This window comes from Pantoea sp. Ap-870 (assembly GCF_011752515.1).
Lineage (GTDB): Bacteria > Pseudomonadota > Gammaproteobacteria > Enterobacterales > Enterobacteriaceae > Pantoea > Pantoea dispersa.
The window spans coordinates 1,152,497-1,168,178 of the sequence record NZ_VWXG01000001.1; the positions used below are offsets into that span (position 1 = coordinate 1,152,497).

The 15,682-nt window shown below is 58.3% G+C and carries 12 protein-coding genes; 3 read left to right on the forward strand and 9 right to left on the reverse strand.

All coding sequences use genetic code 11. The features are described from left to right. Window positions 1-89: 89 nt before the first annotated feature. The 5 genes from F3J41_RS05600 to F3J41_RS05620 are packed head-to-tail and all read right to left on the reverse strand — an operon-like array spanning window position 90 to window position 5,619. Window positions 90-947, reverse strand: coding sequence for a phosphogluconate dehydrogenase C-terminal domain-containing protein (locus F3J41_RS05600; protein ID WP_166710168.1), 858 nt, complete (start codon window positions 945-947; stop codon window positions 90-92). Next, the gene (locus F3J41_RS05605; protein WP_166710170.1) at window positions 944-1,762 is read right to left on the reverse strand and encodes a sugar phosphate isomerase/epimerase; all 819 of its coding nucleotides are present in this window, start codon (window positions 1,760-1,762) and stop codon (window positions 944-946) included. Before F3J41_RS05605 ends, F3J41_RS05600 begins: the two co-directional genes overlap by 4 nt. Then, the gene (locus F3J41_RS05610) at window positions 1,759-2,535 is read right to left on the reverse strand and encodes a triose-phosphate isomerase family protein (RefSeq protein ID WP_125308638.1); all 777 of its coding nucleotides are present in this window, start codon (window positions 2,533-2,535) and stop codon (window positions 1,759-1,761) included. The genes F3J41_RS05605 and F3J41_RS05610 overlap by 4 nt, the downstream gene beginning before the upstream one ends. A gap of 2 nt (window positions 2,536-2,537) precedes the next feature. Continuing rightward, window positions 2,538-4,283, reverse strand: a complete 1,746-nt coding sequence (locus tag F3J41_RS05615) for a dihydroxyacetone kinase family protein (RefSeq protein WP_166710172.1) — start codon at window positions 4,281-4,283, stop codon at window positions 2,538-2,540. After that, window positions 4,267-5,619 carry an MFS transporter gene (locus F3J41_RS05620; protein ID WP_166710174.1) on the reverse strand — a complete coding sequence of 451 codons (1,353 nt, stop codon included), beginning with the start codon at window positions 5,617-5,619 and terminating at the stop codon, window positions 4,267-4,269. Before F3J41_RS05620 ends, F3J41_RS05615 begins: the two co-directional genes overlap by 17 nt. Window positions 5,620-6,052: 433 nt before the next feature. Here F3J41_RS05620 and F3J41_RS05625 point away from each other — a divergent pair, with 433 nt between their 5' ends. After that, window positions 6,053-6,511: an RpiB/LacA/LacB family sugar-phosphate isomerase gene (locus F3J41_RS05625; protein ID WP_021506001.1), complete on the forward strand. Its 459-nt coding sequence runs from the start codon at window positions 6,053-6,055 to the stop codon at window positions 6,509-6,511. 116 nt (window positions 6,512-6,627) lie between these two features. Here the strand turns inward: F3J41_RS05625 and F3J41_RS05630 are convergent, their stop codons facing one another. The 3 genes from F3J41_RS05630 to F3J41_RS05640 form a co-directional block, all read right to left on the reverse strand. After that, entirely contained in the window at window positions 6,628-7,332 is a 705-nt protein-coding gene (locus tag F3J41_RS05630; RefSeq protein WP_166710176.1) for a pirin family protein, read from the reverse strand. Window positions 7,333-7,412: 80 nt separating this feature from the next. Next, on the reverse strand, window positions 7,413-8,090 hold the full coding sequence (locus F3J41_RS05635) for a glutamate racemase (RefSeq protein ID WP_166710178.1): 678 nt from the start codon (window positions 8,088-8,090) through the stop codon (window positions 7,413-7,415). Window positions 8,091-8,257: 167 nt separating this feature from the next. Beyond that, window positions 8,258-9,679 (reverse strand): carbohydrate porin, encoded by a 1,422-nt coding sequence (locus F3J41_RS05640; protein WP_071813574.1) that lies wholly within the window; start codon window positions 9,677-9,679, stop codon window positions 8,258-8,260. A gap of 477 nt (window positions 9,680-10,156) precedes the next feature. Here F3J41_RS05640 and F3J41_RS05645 point away from each other — a divergent pair, with 477 nt between their 5' ends. Next, window positions 10,157-11,623: a catalase gene (locus F3J41_RS05645; protein ID WP_021505996.1), complete on the forward strand. Its 1,467-nt coding sequence runs from the start codon at window positions 10,157-10,159 to the stop codon at window positions 11,621-11,623. Between the two features lie 59 nt (window positions 11,624-11,682). On the opposite strand, the gene F3J41_RS05650 is transcribed toward F3J41_RS05645, so the two are convergent. Next, window positions 11,683-14,043: a membrane-bound PQQ-dependent dehydrogenase, glucose/quinate/shikimate family gene (locus tag F3J41_RS05650; RefSeq protein ID WP_166710180.1), complete on the reverse strand. Its 2,361-nt coding sequence runs from the start codon at window positions 14,041-14,043 to the stop codon at window positions 11,683-11,685. A gap of 571 nt (window positions 14,044-14,614) precedes the next feature. On the opposite strand from F3J41_RS05650, the gene F3J41_RS05655 reads away from it, so the two are divergent. Next, the gene (locus F3J41_RS05655; RefSeq protein WP_166710182.1) at window positions 14,615-15,583 is read left to right on the forward strand and encodes a GT-D fold domain-containing glycosyltransferase; all 969 of its coding nucleotides are present in this window, start codon (window positions 14,615-14,617) and stop codon (window positions 15,581-15,583) included. Window positions 15,584-15,682 lie beyond the last annotated feature (99 nt).

A 15,682-nucleotide genomic window follows, 5' to 3' on the forward strand; every position in this document is an offset into this window, starting at 1 on the left:
GTCGTGCGGAGTGCTCAGCAGGGAGTTATATCATTGATGCGACTCGCTTCGCCAGCCAGCAACGCCGCGAGTCGCCGCGGCTGTCACGCTTAACGCTGAATGGCGTCAATTTTCAGCATGCGGGCAATAACCTTATCCAGCTCTTGCTGATCGAAGATCTGTTTCCAGTCCGGTTTGATGATCTTCTCGCGGCCATACTCCATGGCGATCATGCAGGCGTCCGAGAACGGGTTGGTGGCGCGGAAAGCCACCGCCAGCGCAATCTGAATATGGCCGTAAAGCATAGCCTTCGCTGCTTCTTCCGGGACGCCGCTGTGTTTCACCGTTTCATCCAGCGCCTCTTTCATGAAGGCACCGACCATGCAGGCGACGGTTTCGACCAGCGTCGGTTCCAGATACGCCAGTTGCGTCACCGTGACCCAGTGCACCTGATCAACCGGGCCGTACATCACGCTAATCACCTTACTCAGCTCTGCCTTCTGTTCAGCGCTGCCGCTTTCCCAGGCTGCCGCGACGTGCTGAACGGCAGCGACGCCACCAAACGCATCGGCGTGCTCCTCTTTGGTGTAGCGGGCAAGAAACACCGACGGATGGCACGGGTGCGCGACCGCGTATTCGATGCCGTCACGCTGGGCGATCAGGTTGGCGTAGGCCGCGGCCGGATCGAGCGTCAGCAGCACTGCACCGCTTTGCATTTGTGGCACCACGCTTTGCGAGACTTTGCCCAGTACGATATCCGGCACGGCGAGGATCACCACGTCACTCAGCGGCACCACCGACGCGGCATCCGACAGCTCGCGTCCCTGTTCAGTCACCTGCTGCTGCGCCTGCGGTGAATTCTCGCAGTAAAACACCTGATAAGCGCTGTGCTGCAAATTAGCGGAAATACGCATGCCCATTTTGCCGCCTGCGCCGATCACGGTGATGGTTTTCAATGCCTTGCTCATGTTAACGACTCCTGATCTTGTTTACTGCGTAGGAATTCAACGGCGCGGCGGGTCCATTCGGCTTCCCGCGCGCAGGTCTGCGCGGCATCGTCCTGCCACGGCAACCAGTGTTCGATGATTTGGTTGATGTCGCGATCGGCTGGCCGCACGCTGGCGATCAGCCGGTCATAATCCAGCTTCCCTTCGCCCATCGGACAGCCGGCCAGGGTAAAACCGACCCAGCCGGCACGGCGGGTAAAGGCGAAATCTTTGATGTGCAGATTGCCGACGCGCGCAGCGGTATTGGCGATCACCTGCTCCTGCAGCTCCAGTCCGGCGACGCAGTTGGCCGGATCGAGACACACGCACAGCCACGGTGAGAGAAAGCGGTTGATCACCGACATCATCGCCGCGCTGCTGACCTGCTCGTAGGTTTCCAGGCACAGCCGCACCTGCTGGCGGGCAAAATCCGGCAGCACGGCAGCAATCAGATTGGCCGCTTCATCCAGCGATGGCCGGTGATCGGCGGTGTTGAACATTGAGCGCACCACGCGCGCGTCGAGAATAGCGGCGATGTGCAGATAGCGGCGCAGGTGCGCGCTGCCGAGACCACGCGTGCCCAGCTCCAGCGTGATGCCAAGTGCATCCGCCTGCTGACGCAGCGCCAGCAGCTGGTCATCTGACCACTGCTCAATCGCCGGGTAGTCGCAGATCTGGAATACTGACACGTCGAGATCGGCGGTGTGCTGCAGCATCTGCGCCAGCGTGAGCGGCTGTGGTACCTGGGGCGACATGCGCCAGAAAAACGCGTAGGTGCTGAGTCCGATGCGGCTCATGACGGCAGCTCCTCAGCCAGCTTACTGGCTTCCTGCACGATCTGCGCCAGCGCCTGCGGATCGTGGGCAAAGCGGCCGAGGAACAGGCCGTTGACGTGGCCGCCGAGGCGCTGAATCAGACCCGGCCCGGCGCTGCCGCCGTAAATCACCCGCAGCGTGATGCCGTCTGGCGTCGTCAGCTGCTGTAGCCCGCTGCACACCGCGCGGATGTAGCTGTCCGGCGCCGGCTGCGGCGCACCAATTGCCCACTGCGGCTCGTAAGCAAACAACACCTCACCGCTGAGCGCGTGTTGCGCGGTCTCCGCCAGCGCCTCCTGCAGCTGCTGCTGACACAGCGCAATCGCCTGCTCAGGCGTGCCCTGCTGCGGTTCACCGATGCACAGCACCGGGGTCAGGCGATAACGCAGCGCCATCGCCACTTTGGCGGCAATCTGCGTTTTATCTTCATGAAAATGGCGACGGCGTTCGGCGTGGCCGATCTCTGCCAGTGAGCACCCCAGCTCCTGCAGCATGCTGGCGCTGACCTCACCGGTCCAGGCGCCGTTTTCCGCCTGACACACGTCCTGCGCGCCGACGCGCACCGGCGTGCCGGCAAAGATTTCCGTCACCGCCGGGATGGCCGGATAAGCGGGCAGCACAAACAGCCCGACATCACCGCGCTGCACTGCCGGATGCTGCGCCAGCGTCGCAACCTCGCGACACCACGCCAGCGTTTGCTGATAGCCGAAATACATTTTCAGGCTGACGCCAAGCCAGATTTTAGGCTGAGCCATAATTACGCTCCCTGTTCAGATGCACTGTGTTCTTTTAACAGATTGCCAACGGTGTTGACGATCATCGCCAGTGAAACCGCACCGGCGTCCGGCGTGCCAACGCTTTTCTCGGCCAGCGGCCGCGCACGCCCCACTTTCGGTACCAGCTGCGCGGTGGCCTGCGCGGCCTGCTCCGCCACCGCTGCCGCACGTAACCAGGCTTCGGTGAGTGATGCGCCCTGCGCGACCGCAGCGCTTAGCGTGTCGCTAAACGGAACCAGCACGTCAACCATGGTTTTATCACCGACGCGCGCTTTGCCGAAGTGCATAATGCCCTCTTTTGCATCCCGGACGCCGGCAGCGACGCGTGGTGCATCCGCTGCCGCGCTGTCGCCCAGCGCGGTGCCGAGCGCGGTCAGTGCCACGCCCCACAGGGCTCCGGACGTGCCGCCCGCTTTATCCGCCCAGGCATCGGCGGCGCGACACAGCAGACTGCCAGCGCCGGCGCCACGCGCGGCCACCTCACGCGCCTTTTCCACCGCGCCGAGTACGCCGCGCTCCATACCAATGCCGTGATCGCCGTCGCCCGCTACCGCATCAATGTCGCCCAGCTGGCCGGCATGACGCTGAATCATCACCGCCACCGCTTCCAGCAGTTCAAGAACGCGCCGGGCGCTGTGTTGTGATGCAGTGCTGGCCTGCGGTAACGTCTCTTCACTGATCTCTTCGCACTCGGCGGCGCTGAGCGGCTCGGCAATCAGGACGCTGCCTTTGCGGTAGGCTGGCGTATTGGCCGGCGCGCGCCACAGCGTTTCCAGTTCATCATCAAGCCACATCAGCGTCAGCGAGACGCCTGCCATGTTAAAACTGGTGACGAATTCGCCGACATCCGGCTCCACCACCTGCAACTGCGCCGCCGACAGCAGCTGGGCGATGCGGCGATACACCACAAACAGCTCTTCATACTTGACTGAACCAAGACCGTTGAGGATTACCGCCACGCGCTGTCCCGCCACCTGCGCCACATCCGCTGGCCGCTCACTCAGCAGCCGGTCGACAAAGATTTCTGCCAGCTCGTCGGCGCGCGGCACCGCCGTTTCGCTGATGCCCGGCTCACCGTGGATGCCCAGCCCGAGCGCCATGCGCCCTTTCTCTACCTCAAACAGCGGATGCGAAGCGCCCGGCAGCGTACAGCCGGAAAAGGCCACACCGAAGGTGCGGGTGCGATCGTTGGCGTGCTGCGCTTTTTTCAGCACCGTAGCCAGATCGTCACCCGCTTCTGCCGCGGCCGCCGCCACTTTAAACACACACAGATCGCCGGCGACGCCGCGTCGCTTCAGACGCTCATCGTGGCTGGCGCTGGACACATCATCCGTTACCGCCAGCACCTCACAGGCAATACCTTCAGCGCGCAGCCGCTCGCACGCCTGACCAAAATGCAGCACGTCACCGGCATAGTTTCCAAACAGCAACAGCACACCCGCGCCGTTATGCGCCGCGCGCGCGACGTTGTAGATTTGCTGCGCCGACGGCGAAGCGAACAGATTGCCCATTGCCGCCCCGTGCGCCAGGCCCTGGCCGACCAATCCGGCAAAGGCGGGATAGTGACCGGAACCGCCACCGACAATCACCGCCACGGTATCCGGCTGGCTGCGCGTGCTGCGCACCACGCCACCGCTCACCTGGCGTACTTTATCGGCGTTGGCGGCCACAAAGCCTTCGATCAGCTCCGCGGCAAACGCGGATGGCTGGTTAAACAGGTACGTCATGTTTTTGCTCCTGTACGAATGAGGTTGGCTGAGGCTGCACGCGACGGCGATTAAGGAACAGCATCAGCACGGCGGAGAGCAGCATGAAGCCGCCAACCACGAACATCGGTAACACATAACTGTGAGTGGCATCATGCAGTGCGCCGGTGATGTAACCGGCGGAGAAACCCGCCACGTTGCCCAGGGTGTTAATCAGCGCAATCGCCGCCGCTGCCGATGCGCCGGTCAGGAACTGCGTTGGCAGCGTCCAGAAATTGGGCAATGCGGCGAAGATGGCGCTGGCCGTTACGGCGATCACCAGGATGGTGGTAAACGGTGAATCCATGTAGAGCGCCAGCGGTACGCTGACGCCGCCCGCGACCGCAGGAATCGCGATGTGCCAGGTTTTACAGCCACGCCGCGCGGCATCCCGCGACCAGAAAAACATCACGACGGCGGCGATCAGGTACGGCACGCCGGTGATCAGCCCTTTCTGCATCACGTTGAAGGTGGTGCCAAACTGCTGCTGGAAGCCGGCGATAATGGTCGGCAGGAAGAACGCTAGCGCGTACAGGCCGTAAATAAAGCCGAAGTAGATCAGGCACAGCATCCACACGCGGCTGTTGCCCATCACCGAACGCACGCTGTGCGGGTGCTGGCCCTGCTTGTGCTGATGTTCCGCTTCCAGTTCGGCTATCAACCAGTTTTTCTCGTCGTCATTCAGCCACTTCGCCTGACGCGGCGAGTCCACCAGCCAGAACAGCGCCACAACACCGATGAGGATTGCCGGCAGCGACACGCCCATAAACATTACGCGCCAGCCCTCCAGGCCAAACAGGCCGTGCTGCTCAATCAGCGAGGCAGCCAGCGGTGCGCCAAATACCACCGTCAGCGGTTGTGCCAGGTAGAACAGCGAGAGAATTTTGCTGCGGTGGCGCGCCGGCACCCACAGGCTGAGATAAAGGATGGCGCCCGGGAAGAAACCGGCCTCGGCAATCCCCAGCAGCAGGCGCAGCGTATACAGCCCTTCGACACTGCTGACCCAGGTAAACAGCAGCGAGACGATGCCCCAGCTGATCATGATGCGCGCCAGCCAGCGCCGCGCGCCGAACTTATGCAGCGCCAGGTTGCTGGGCACTTCCAGCAGGATGTAACCAATAAAGAAGATGCCGGAGGCGAGACCAAACTGCAGCGCACTGAGGCCGAGGTCCTGCGTCATGCCGTTTGGGCCGGCAAAGGAAATGGCGGTGCGATCGAGGAAGTTGATAAAGAACATCAGCGCCACAAACGGTACCAGGCGCCAGGAGATTTTGCGGATTGCGGTCTGCTCAACCGCGCTGACAGCAGAGTGATTCATAACGCACCTCCGAAACGTGCGCAGTGAGACGGTGTTGGCCAGGCGCAAAACCGGCGCTGGCGACAGACAAAATGCGAGGTAAGAAGCAAATGACACATGTTCGAGTCCTCAATGGGTCTTCTTGTACATGGATAGGGTCATGCGAACAAATGAACACTACACGGATATTTGCTCACTCCTCAAGCGCAGTTGGCGAAAGTGTGACAGTGCGCATGAGATTTGATTTCAGCGACATTTTCAGGATTTTTCGCAGCAGAGCGGCGCTGCGCGATCGTTACATCAGGGGGTGCGCGAGATTTTGACTGGCCTATCGCTAAATCATATGAACAAGTATTGAACATATGTTTGATTTTGTGGCAGGCTATCAGTGAACATCTAATCACCTGACGAACATATGTGCAGGTGTCAGACCCTGTATCACTGGAGAGACGTGATGAAAACTATCGCTATTGGTGCCGATGATGCGGCTATCGATTTGAAAAACATTATTAAAAAGCTGCTGGAAGAGCAGGATTATCAGGTAACTGATTACAGTAACGATGCGCAGAATGACCGCCCGATGTATCCGGACGTGGCGTTTGCGCTGGCTACGGCGGTGCAGCAAAAGCAGTTTGAGCGCGGCATTTTGCTGTGTGGCACCGGCATTGGCGTCGCGATTGTTGCCAATAAAGTGGAAGGCGTGCGCGCCGCGCAGTGCCATGACACCTTCTCCGCCGAGCGCGCGCGCAAAAGTAACAATGCGCAGATCATGACCATGGGCTCACGCGTAATCGGGCCGGAGCTGGCGAAAAACATCGTTAACGCCTGGCTGGCATCCGAGTTTGAAGGTGGCGGTTCGACCGCCAAAGTGGAGAAGATCGGTTACTACGAACAGGTGTCACACGCGAAATAAGGGGTTATCGGACGCTGAGTCGAAAAGCCGGCAGCGCCTGAGTGCGTGACATCGCCAGCGGCACGCTGACACGACTGGCCACTTTCGTGCATGCCAGCCGTGTCATACCCGGTGTTTTAACTGCCGCTTAGCGTACCGCTCAGCACCGCAGGCGCATTCTGCTGCACCAGAAAGGCGACCAGCAGGGCGTCGCGTTCACCGTGGATAGCCGGCAAGGCAGCGCTATCGCTCACCGCATCGCCTTTTAGCAGCCGCACATCCCCGGTGCGTGCAATGCCCTCCAGCACCGTGACCCAGCTGGCATAACCCGGCAAATGCGGCACCTCGATCTGTGCGCCACGATCCAGCCTGACGTCATAGATGTAAACGGCCTGACGCAGCGTCAAAGGTGCCGCGCTGTGCTGCGGACCGGCCAGCAGCGTCCACTGGTTAAGCGCCGCCCCTTCTGCCCGGTACACGCTCTGCACCTGCCCTTCACCGCCGCCGGATGCCGGGCGGATGTACGCCTGCAGCATTTCGCTTTCAATCAGCGGTGCTGACTCTTCATGACGTACCCCACTGCCCGCGTTCACCAGCAGTGCGCGTTTGCCGTTGAGGGCGAGAGTCTCTCCCTCCTCGCGCCGGTACTGCACCGAGCCGCGCCAGACATAGCTGAAAATTTCATCATCCTGATGACGGCGCATCGGTACCACCGCGCCGGGCTTCAGCGTCATCTGGTCGACAATCGCCAGCGCGCCCAGTTGTTCTCCCGGCCGCTGCCGGCGAATGGTAAAGGGACCGTATTCAAACAGCTGGTCACGCTGCGCTTTAATCACGTTCATCAGTGGCTTCCTCAAAAATCAGGTTCTGATGACCATCATAAAGGCTGCAAAATTGCGTAACAGTAGGGCTTTTTGTTGGCTTAAATCAGTGGTTTTGAATGACTTTCGTCCGCGCCTTTAGTCCGCTGCAGTACGAAGCTGAGCGCCAGGTGCGGGCTGGTGAGTGGCCGCTGTGGCACAGGAAAACGCGACGCGGCGCCGGCCATTGACACCTGCGCTAACGCCACCTGAACCGCGCCCTGCTGCTGTCCCTGAGCGACCGCATCGGCAATCAGCGTGTAATAGTCGTCCAGCCGGCCAGCTTTGAATGCGGCCCAGGCATCAGGGATAAGCCTGACTTGCGGACGCTGGTCAGGTGCCAGACTCTCCGGGCAAAACAGCTGGCGCGTACTGTGCAGCGTAGACTCCGCGGCACACAGCACCAGCGCGGGTGCGCCACGGCGATGCACTTCGTCCGCCAGCATACGGTCAGTGCGATAAACCGCACAGCGCTGTTGTGCATCGCGCAGGCTGTCCGCGGCGGCACCTAAGGTTGAGCAGGTAATCAGTATCGCGTCGAACCACGGCGTCAGGCTGAGTAACAGCTGCTCCAGACGCTGCTGCTGGGCCGGCGTCATGCCACCGCTGAGCTCTGCTTCTGCCAGCAGATGTGGCATCACCAGATGGCTGATTTGCTGAGGCGGAATGCCGAGCGACTGTGCGGCGTCATCAAAAATAGCAATATTACTGGCGGCGGTATGCAGGCAGGCAATGGTCACAACGATTCCTTATCGCTTCAGGTTCAGTACGTTGCACTATAGCCGCAATCGGTGACTGAATGCAGCTTTACCGCTGGCTGGCAGGCTTCGTCGGATGCGGTGCGAGGCATTTTTCAACGCCTCGCACCGTGCAACCTTCCTTCAGCCGGTCAGCGCGAAAGGCGAACTCAGAACCACACTTCTGCCTGTACGCCAAAGTTCCAGCTACCGCCAGCGGTAAAGCCCGCGCTGCCGAAATCATCGTTCAGCGCATAGTTGTCCAGCGCTTTAGACCAGTTCATCCAGGTCGCGAACAGCCGAATCTCCGGTCGCACCAGCATGTCGTTGATGTTGCCGACTTTAAATGTTGGCGCAAAGGTCAGCTTGTATACGTCGCCCTTCACCGCGTTGTACGTCGCGATGCTGCCGCCATCCTGATAGCTGCGGCCATTGGGTTTGAGGTCCATATACAGCCACGACGCTTCATATTGCAGCGCAAAGTTTTCCGTAATCGCCTGGGATGCGCGCAGGTTGATGGTTGCCCAGTCATAGCGATCGCCTTTACGGTAGCGATCCTCGCTGTGCTGCGCCAGTAGCGACGGGGCCACTGACCAGCGATCGCTCAGTGGCATCACGCCAAAAGTGGCCAGTCGCAGCGCGCTGGCGTTGCGCGTTAAGTCGCCGTCGCCACCGATCTGCCGGGTTTCTGCGCCCAGCCCTTTCCCCCACTGAATGGCGTGAGTGCTGCTGCCCGGTGCCAGTCCGTAGAAGCGGTTTTTATCGTGCCAGGCCAGCATGGTAAACACGCCGTGCTTTGCCGTATCGTCACTGCGCAGCGCATAGCTGCCGGTGGTCGATGCGCGCCCTTTCAGCTCGTCGTTGCCGTTTGCGCTCATGCCGGTCAGCATCCACTGCCAGTTACCGTAAAACTGGTTAGAGGTCAGCAGCAGGTTTTGCACGTTGTTATCGTCGTAGCGGCTGCTGCCCAGGTCGCCAAAACTGCGGCCATAAATGGAGAAATCGCTGCGCCATTGCTCGTTCCATTGCAGGTTGCTGATGCCGCCACCGGTGCCGCCAAGAAAGACGATATCGGTATCGGTGAAGTGCAGATCAAAATTGTCGCCGTCAAAGCGTTTGCCCGCCCACAGCGAGGCATGTTGCGCGGCGCCCCCAAAGCTGGGCAGATCCCCCATTTCGACATATACCTGGCGGATATTCAGGTTGTTGTCATTATTCTGCACCCACGGGTCCGGACTGGATGAGCCATCTGCCAGCAGCGCTTTGAAATTGGCCCACGAACCATTACTGAACCGGGTTTGGTTATGAAAGCCCAGCTCGATGTAGTGATCTTTTTCATTACCTAACCGGCCAATATGCGCATCGCCGCCGATCGAACTGGCAGGCGAAATAGCAGGTCCGGCACGTCCACCGCGCCCTTTATCATTAACCAGCAGGCCGGAACGGGCGTAGCCGGAAAAGCGGAACGTGTTGGTTGTTCCGGCGCTCGCCTCCTTTTGCTGCTGCTCATCGCGCGCGATTTTCTCTTCCAGCTGGGCCAGACGCTGCTCCAGCGTTAATGACTGTGCCGCTGCACTGCCACCCACCATCATCCCCGCGATAGCCAGCGCCAGGCGCGCGGTTTTAGCCTTATGCATCACCATATTTATCTCTCTTATTATGTCCATTCATTAATTACAACGGGATTGCCTTTGACGCAGCGAGAGCATAAATAAGCGGATTGCGGTTCTTTTTGATCAATATCATTAAATTAAAAAGTGATATTTTACATGAAGTTATAAAATGATTGATTAATTCGAGGTCTGTTTTTACTTAAATGGAAAAATCCTTTGCGACCTGTCTTAAAAGACGGGTGAATTAATTTTTCTTTTCCGATCCCATTCGCAGAATGGCGCTTTTTCCGGCAGGGAAAATCTGCTTAGCCAGCAGCAGAAATAAAAAACAAATTTGCGAGCTGTGCCGCATCGCTTAATGCGGCAACCAGATGAGACGGCGCAATTATTCGGGCAAGCCTGCGCCTCGCTGCTACGCTTAGTGGTTGGATTATCCTTACAAAAGCTGGAGATATTATGAGCAATGACGATCGCAAGCCGACCACCACGGATGCTGGCATTCCGGTAGCCAGCGACGAACATTCTTTGTCCGTCGGTCCTGACGGCCCGCTGATGCTGCACGATCACTACCTGATTGAGCAGATGGCTAACTTCAACCGCGAACGGATTCCAGAGCGTCAGCCGCACGCCAAAGGCAGCGGTGCGTTTGGCTATTTTCAGGTGACAGAAGATGTCAGCCGCTACACCAAAGCGGCGGTATTTCAGCCCGGCACCAAAACTGATGTGGTAATGCGCTTCTCCACCGTGGCCGGCGAGCGTGGCAGCCCGGACACCTGGCGCGATCCGCGCGGCTTCGCGATCAAGTTTTACACCAGCGAAGGCAACTACGACATGGTGGGCAATAACACGCCGGTGTTCTTTATTCGTGACCCGATGAAGTTCCAGCACTTTATCCGTTCGCAGAAGCGCCGTGCCGACAACAATCTGCGCGATAACGATATGCAGTGGGATTTCTGGACGCTGTCGCCAGAGTCGGCGCACCAGGTGACCTGGCTAATGGGCGACCGCGGCATTCCGAAAAGCTGGCGCCACATGAACGGTTACTCCAGCCACACCTATATGTGGGTTAACGCCGCCGGGGAGAAATTCTGGGTTAAATACCACTTCAAAACCGATCAGGGCGTGGAGTTCCTGACGCAGGATAACGCCGATCTGCTGGCCGGCCAGGACGGCGATTACCACACGCGCGATCTGTTCACCGCCATCAAAAATGGTGATTTCCCCAGCTGGACGCTGTACATGCAGATCATGCCGTTCGCCGAGGCGGAAACCTACCGCTTCAACCCGTTTGATCTGACCAAGGTCTGGCCACACAGCGATTATCCGCTGATTAAAGTCGGCAAACTGATGCTCAACCGTAACCCGACCGACAACCATGCGCAGATTGAACAGGCGGCGTTTGAACCAAACAACCTGGTGCCCGGCATTGGCCTGAGCCCGGATAAAATGCTGATTGGCCGGGTGTTTGCCTATGCCGATGCCCACCGCGCCCGTCTTGGCGTTAACTACAAGCAGATTCCGGTCAACGCCCCACAGGCACCGGTGCACAGCTACAGCAAGGATGGCGCGATGCGCATCAATCCGGTCAGCGATCCGGTCTACGCGCCGAACTCGAAAGGCGGTCCGGCGGCGGACGGCGAGCGCTACCCGACGGATTCCACCTGGGAAGCGCACGGCAACATGGTGCGCGCGCCCTACACGCTGCGTCAGGATGATGATGACTTTGGCCAGGCCAATACGCTGGTCAATAAAGTGCTGGATGAGGCGGCACGTGATCGTCTGGTGAATAACGTCAGCGGTCATCTGCTCAACGGCGTGGAGGAGCCAGTGCTGTCGCGCGCGTTTGAGTACTGGCGCAACATCGACCAGACGATTGGCGATCGCATTGCCCAGCGGGTGCAAACCGAGCGCGCCAAGCGTTAATGAGCTGATTTATAAAAATAAAAAAGGCGCCCGCGGGCGCCTTTATTGCATAGACAGGATTATTTCAGACGGAACGCCACCACGCTGTCGCCGGCTTTGGTGCCGAGCGAACCGTGACCGCCTGCGGCAATCACCACGTACTGCTTACCGTCGCTGCCCATGTAAGTGGATGGCGTCGCCTGCGCGCCGGCGCTAAGCTCCTGCTGCCACAGCAGTTCGCCGGTGGTGCTGTCATAGGCGCGAATGAAGTTATCTGCGGTCGCACCGTGGAACACCAGATCGCCGGCCGTCAGCAGTGGCCCGCCGTGCGCCACCATGCCCATCGGGAAGCCAATCGGGAAGCGGCCTGGCAGGAAGCTGGTTTTCAGGTTTTTCGTGGTGCCAACGCGACGCAGCCATTCGGTTTTGCCGGTTTTCAAATCTACGCCGACCATGCGGCCCCACGGCGGTGCAATGCACGGAATGCCGAGACCGGAGGCCAGCTGCTGGATGTGGATGGCGTAATCACCGTGGAAGTTTTCGTTCCAGTAAGGCTGGCCATCTTTGGTGAACAGGCGCTCCGTCGCCGTGGCAGGCGTACGCTTGATCAGGTTGTATTTGTAGGCGAGGCGCACCGGTGCGGCAATCAGCATCTGACGCTGCGGATCAACCGCCACCGATCCCCAGTTAAACACCCCGATATTGCCCGGGAACACCAGCGAGCCGCCTTCTGTGGCTGGCGTCCACGGATTGCCGTCATAGCGCAGGCTGCGGAAATCCATACGGCAGGCCATTTGATCAAACGGCGTGATGCCCCACATTGACTTCTCAGTCAGCGGCTGCGGAATAAAGTTCAGGCTGGATACCGGCTGGGTGGCGGCGAATTTCTCGCCCGGCACGCCGCCTTCCGTCGAAACCTTCACGTCGTTAACCGGATAAACCGGCTGGCCGGTCAGGCGATTGAGTACAAACAGGTTGCCGGTTTTGGTCGGCAGGATCACCACCGGCTGTTTCTGGCCCTGATAATCGATATCGACCAGCGATGGCTGTGACGGATTATCGCGGTCCCACAGATCGTGATGGGAGCTCTGATAGCGCCATTTGAATGCACCGGTCTGCAGATCGAGCGCCACTAACGCATCACGGAATTTCTCTGTATTGCTATTGGCATCGCGCTCGATGCCCAGTTCATCCGGCGAGGCGTTGCCAAACGGCACATACATCAGGCCGTTTTTCAGGTCAGCGCTCAGCGTACCCCAGGCCACCGGCGTATCCTGCGGATAGGTCTGGCCAGCAGCTATCGGCGCGGTATTTTGCGGATTAGCCGGATCAAAGTTCCACACCAGACGACCACTTTGCACATCATAGGCGCGAATTACGCCAGAGGGGTTACCGCTGTTGAAGCCGTTATCCATAACCGAGCCGCCGACAATCACCAGATTGCCCGCGACCAGCGGCGCGGCGGTCTGCATCAACGCGTGTGGACGAACCTCACCCATATTGGCATGCAGATCCACCACTCCGTTGTTGCCAAAATCGGCGCACGGTTTGCCGCTGTCGGCATCCAGCGCAATCAGCCGGGCATCGGTGGTGGCGTTAAAGATGCGCTTGCGGCACATCGCCGGCGTCGCCGCCGTGTCCTGTGCGGCAACCGGTGCGCCCGCGTAATAGCTGACGCCACGGCAGGTCTGATGCTGCTGCAGATAAGAACGATCTTTCGCCGGCGTGTATTTCCACTTCACCGCACCACTCTGCGGATCGAGCGCGTGGACCTCATTGTGCGGCGTACAGAAATAGAGCATGCCGTTGGCTTTCAGCGGCGTGGCTTCGAAGGTGTATTCCGTGGCATCGTTATCCTGACGCAGATCGCCGGTGTGATAGGTCCAGGCCACTTCGAGATTGCGCACGTTCTCTTTGGTGATCTGATTCAGGGCGGAGAAACGCAGGCCGTCGGCGGTGCCGCCGTAGGCGGTCCAGTCAGCGCTCGCGCCCTGCTCGCTGTTTTGTTCACGCGCATTGGTGATGGTGCCGGCCTGCGGCAGTGGATCGTAAAAGCATAATCCAATCACCAGTACAATCATGATGGCCACCGTGCTGCCGAGCAGGCCGTGGAAGCGACGCTGTCCCTGATACAGCGGTTTGACCACCCACGGCATCGCCAGCCACAGGCCGATCACGCCAAACAGATCGCCGCGCGGGATCCACTGCCACTTGTCGAAGCCGACTTCCCAGATCATCCATGCCAGCGTGATCCACATCAGCACCGCATACAGGGTCAGCGCGCTGCGCTGATTGCGGAACAGTAAAATGGCGGTGATCAGTAATCCCACCGCCATCAATGCGTAAAATGCGCTGCCGCCCATCATCAGCAGCTTGCCGCCCATATAGAGCAGCGCAACACCCAGAATCGCCAGCACGAGACTGGTCAGTTTGTTTATCATGCGAATCCCTCAACGCTCATCATTATTAACCACCCCAAACTAAAGACACATAAACTCAACAAAATCTTAACTTACGTAACCGTTAGTTAAAAATCTGCCTGGCGGCGTGTCGTTAGTGCCGCTTATCAATGTAGCTCTGCTCCTTCATGCTGCGCCCCGCTTCGCTCGTAGTGTGAGTGAAATCACGTTTCAATTTTGTTGGAGGAAATTAATCAATCATCAGGAAAATCCGCATTTTTTGATAACGCAGCGTGCGATATGACTAAAGGCGCGACAGGCGTGCTTCCCGGCAGCCTGCAATTTGTCGGCGTACGTATTTCTGGTGAAATTATTTAATTGATTAGTGGCATACAAATGCGATTTGTCCTGGTCATGTCAGAAGCTGATGGTAAAAAAGCAGGCAACGCTGCGCTTTGCTCTAAAAATAGCGTCTGTCCGGCGCAGTGACATTGATAAATGAAATAGCGTATTTATTATTTTGAGAGTTTCCTTAGCCTGTCTGACAAATTAATCGGTGATATACATTATCTGACTGCTCTGCGGCAAAGCCGCTTATAAAAAGAAGGTTATTATGATCAGCGCAGACGCTTTTTATCGCAAATTACGTTTTCCATTTAAACTCACACACGCTGCCATTAAATTTCCCGTGGCCAATGCGCACGCCCGGCAATACCAGGTCCTGTCAGCAGAACAGACCATCGATCTGCTGCTCAGCGATGACCGGCTCTCAGTGTGCCGCTATGGGGATGGGGAACTGGAAATGACGCTATTTAAGAATATTGGCTTTCAGTCTTTTGATGAACGCCTTTCCATTCGCCTGAAAGAGATCATGCGCCGTGGCACGCAGAGCGATAATCGCTGTCTGCTGTGTATGCCTGATGCCTTTCGCGGCACCGGGAATATGCGTTTTGGCTCAGCGCTTTTCTGGTTTTTTCATAAAGCGTTTTTCTTTCGCCACTATGAGCATTTATTAAAGAAAGGCTATCGCTATGGTAATACGTCGGTAACGCGACCTTATCATGATTATAAAGATAAACAGCCGGCGGCACGTATTTTTGCCAAATTTAAACAGCTGTTTCACGATAAAAAAATTCTGATTGTTGAGGGTAGCGGCACGCGCCTTGGTCTCGGGAACGATCTGCTGGATGGCGCACGGCAGATCCGGCGCATTACCACCCTCAACCGTAACGCGTTTTCGGTTTATAACGAGCTATACAGTAATGTTCTGGCGCACGCGCGCGAGTTCGACATGGTATTGATCTCCCTTGGACCGACGGCAACCGTGCTGGCTTACGACCTCAGTCAGCACGGCATTCGCTGCATTGATACCGGCCATATCGATATTGAGTATGAGTGGATGCGCAGCGCGGCACGCACTAAGGTGCAGGTCGCGGGAAAAAATGTGAATGAGGTCGGTTTATTACAGAGTGACGAGCAGCATGAAGCGGATGCGCATTACCGCAGCCAGATTCTGCTGCACGTTGGCTTAGGTCAGGAGCCACTGCGCAGTGCCGCGGTGGTTACGCAGCCGGTAGTGTGATGCAGCGCACCGTAACCGATCGTGCCGGCGATCGGTTTGGTGCAGCACGCTCAGATAGCGACTATTTATTAGCCAGCGCGATGGTTCCCACTGCGGCGG

Bases quoted from the DNA above. Each gene is read 5' to 3' on its own strand.
- F3J41_RS05625 (WP_021506001.1), top strand. From the start codon at position 6,053: ATGAAAACTATCGCTATTGGTGCCGATGATGCGGCTATCGATTTGAAA.
- F3J41_RS05645 (WP_021505996.1), top strand. From the start codon at position 10,157: ATGAGCAATGACGATCGCAAGCCGACCACCACGGATGCTGGCATTCCG.
- F3J41_RS05600 (WP_166710168.1), bottom strand. From the start codon at position 947: ATGAGCAAGGCATTGAAAACCATCACCGTGATCGGCGCAGGCGGCAAA.
- F3J41_RS05630 (WP_166710176.1), bottom strand. From the start codon at position 7,332: ATGAACGTGATTAAAGCGCAGCGTGACCAGCTGTTTGAATACGGTCCC.
- F3J41_RS05605 (WP_166710170.1), bottom strand. From the start codon at position 1,762: ATGAGCCGCATCGGACTCAGCACCTACGCGTTTTTCTGGCGCATGTCG.
- F3J41_RS05655 (WP_166710182.1), top strand. From the start codon at position 14,615: ATGATCAGCGCAGACGCTTTTTATCGCAAATTACGTTTTCCATTTAAA.
- F3J41_RS05650 (WP_166710180.1), bottom strand. From the start codon at position 14,043: ATGATAAACAAACTGACCAGTCTCGTGCTGGCGATTCTGGGTGTTGCG.
- F3J41_RS05620 (WP_166710174.1), bottom strand. From the start codon at position 5,619: ATGAATCACTCTGCTGTCAGCGCGGTTGAGCAGACCGCAATCCGCAAA.
- F3J41_RS05610 (WP_125308638.1), bottom strand. From the start codon at position 2,535: ATGGCTCAGCCTAAAATCTGGCTTGGCGTCAGCCTGAAAATGTATTTC.
- F3J41_RS05640 (WP_071813574.1), bottom strand. From the start codon at position 9,679: ATGATGGTGGGTGGCAGTGCAGCGGCACAGTCATTAACGCTGGAGCAG.
- F3J41_RS05615 (WP_166710172.1), bottom strand. From the start codon at position 4,283: ATGACGTACCTGTTTAACCAGCCATCCGCGTTTGCCGCGGAGCTGATC.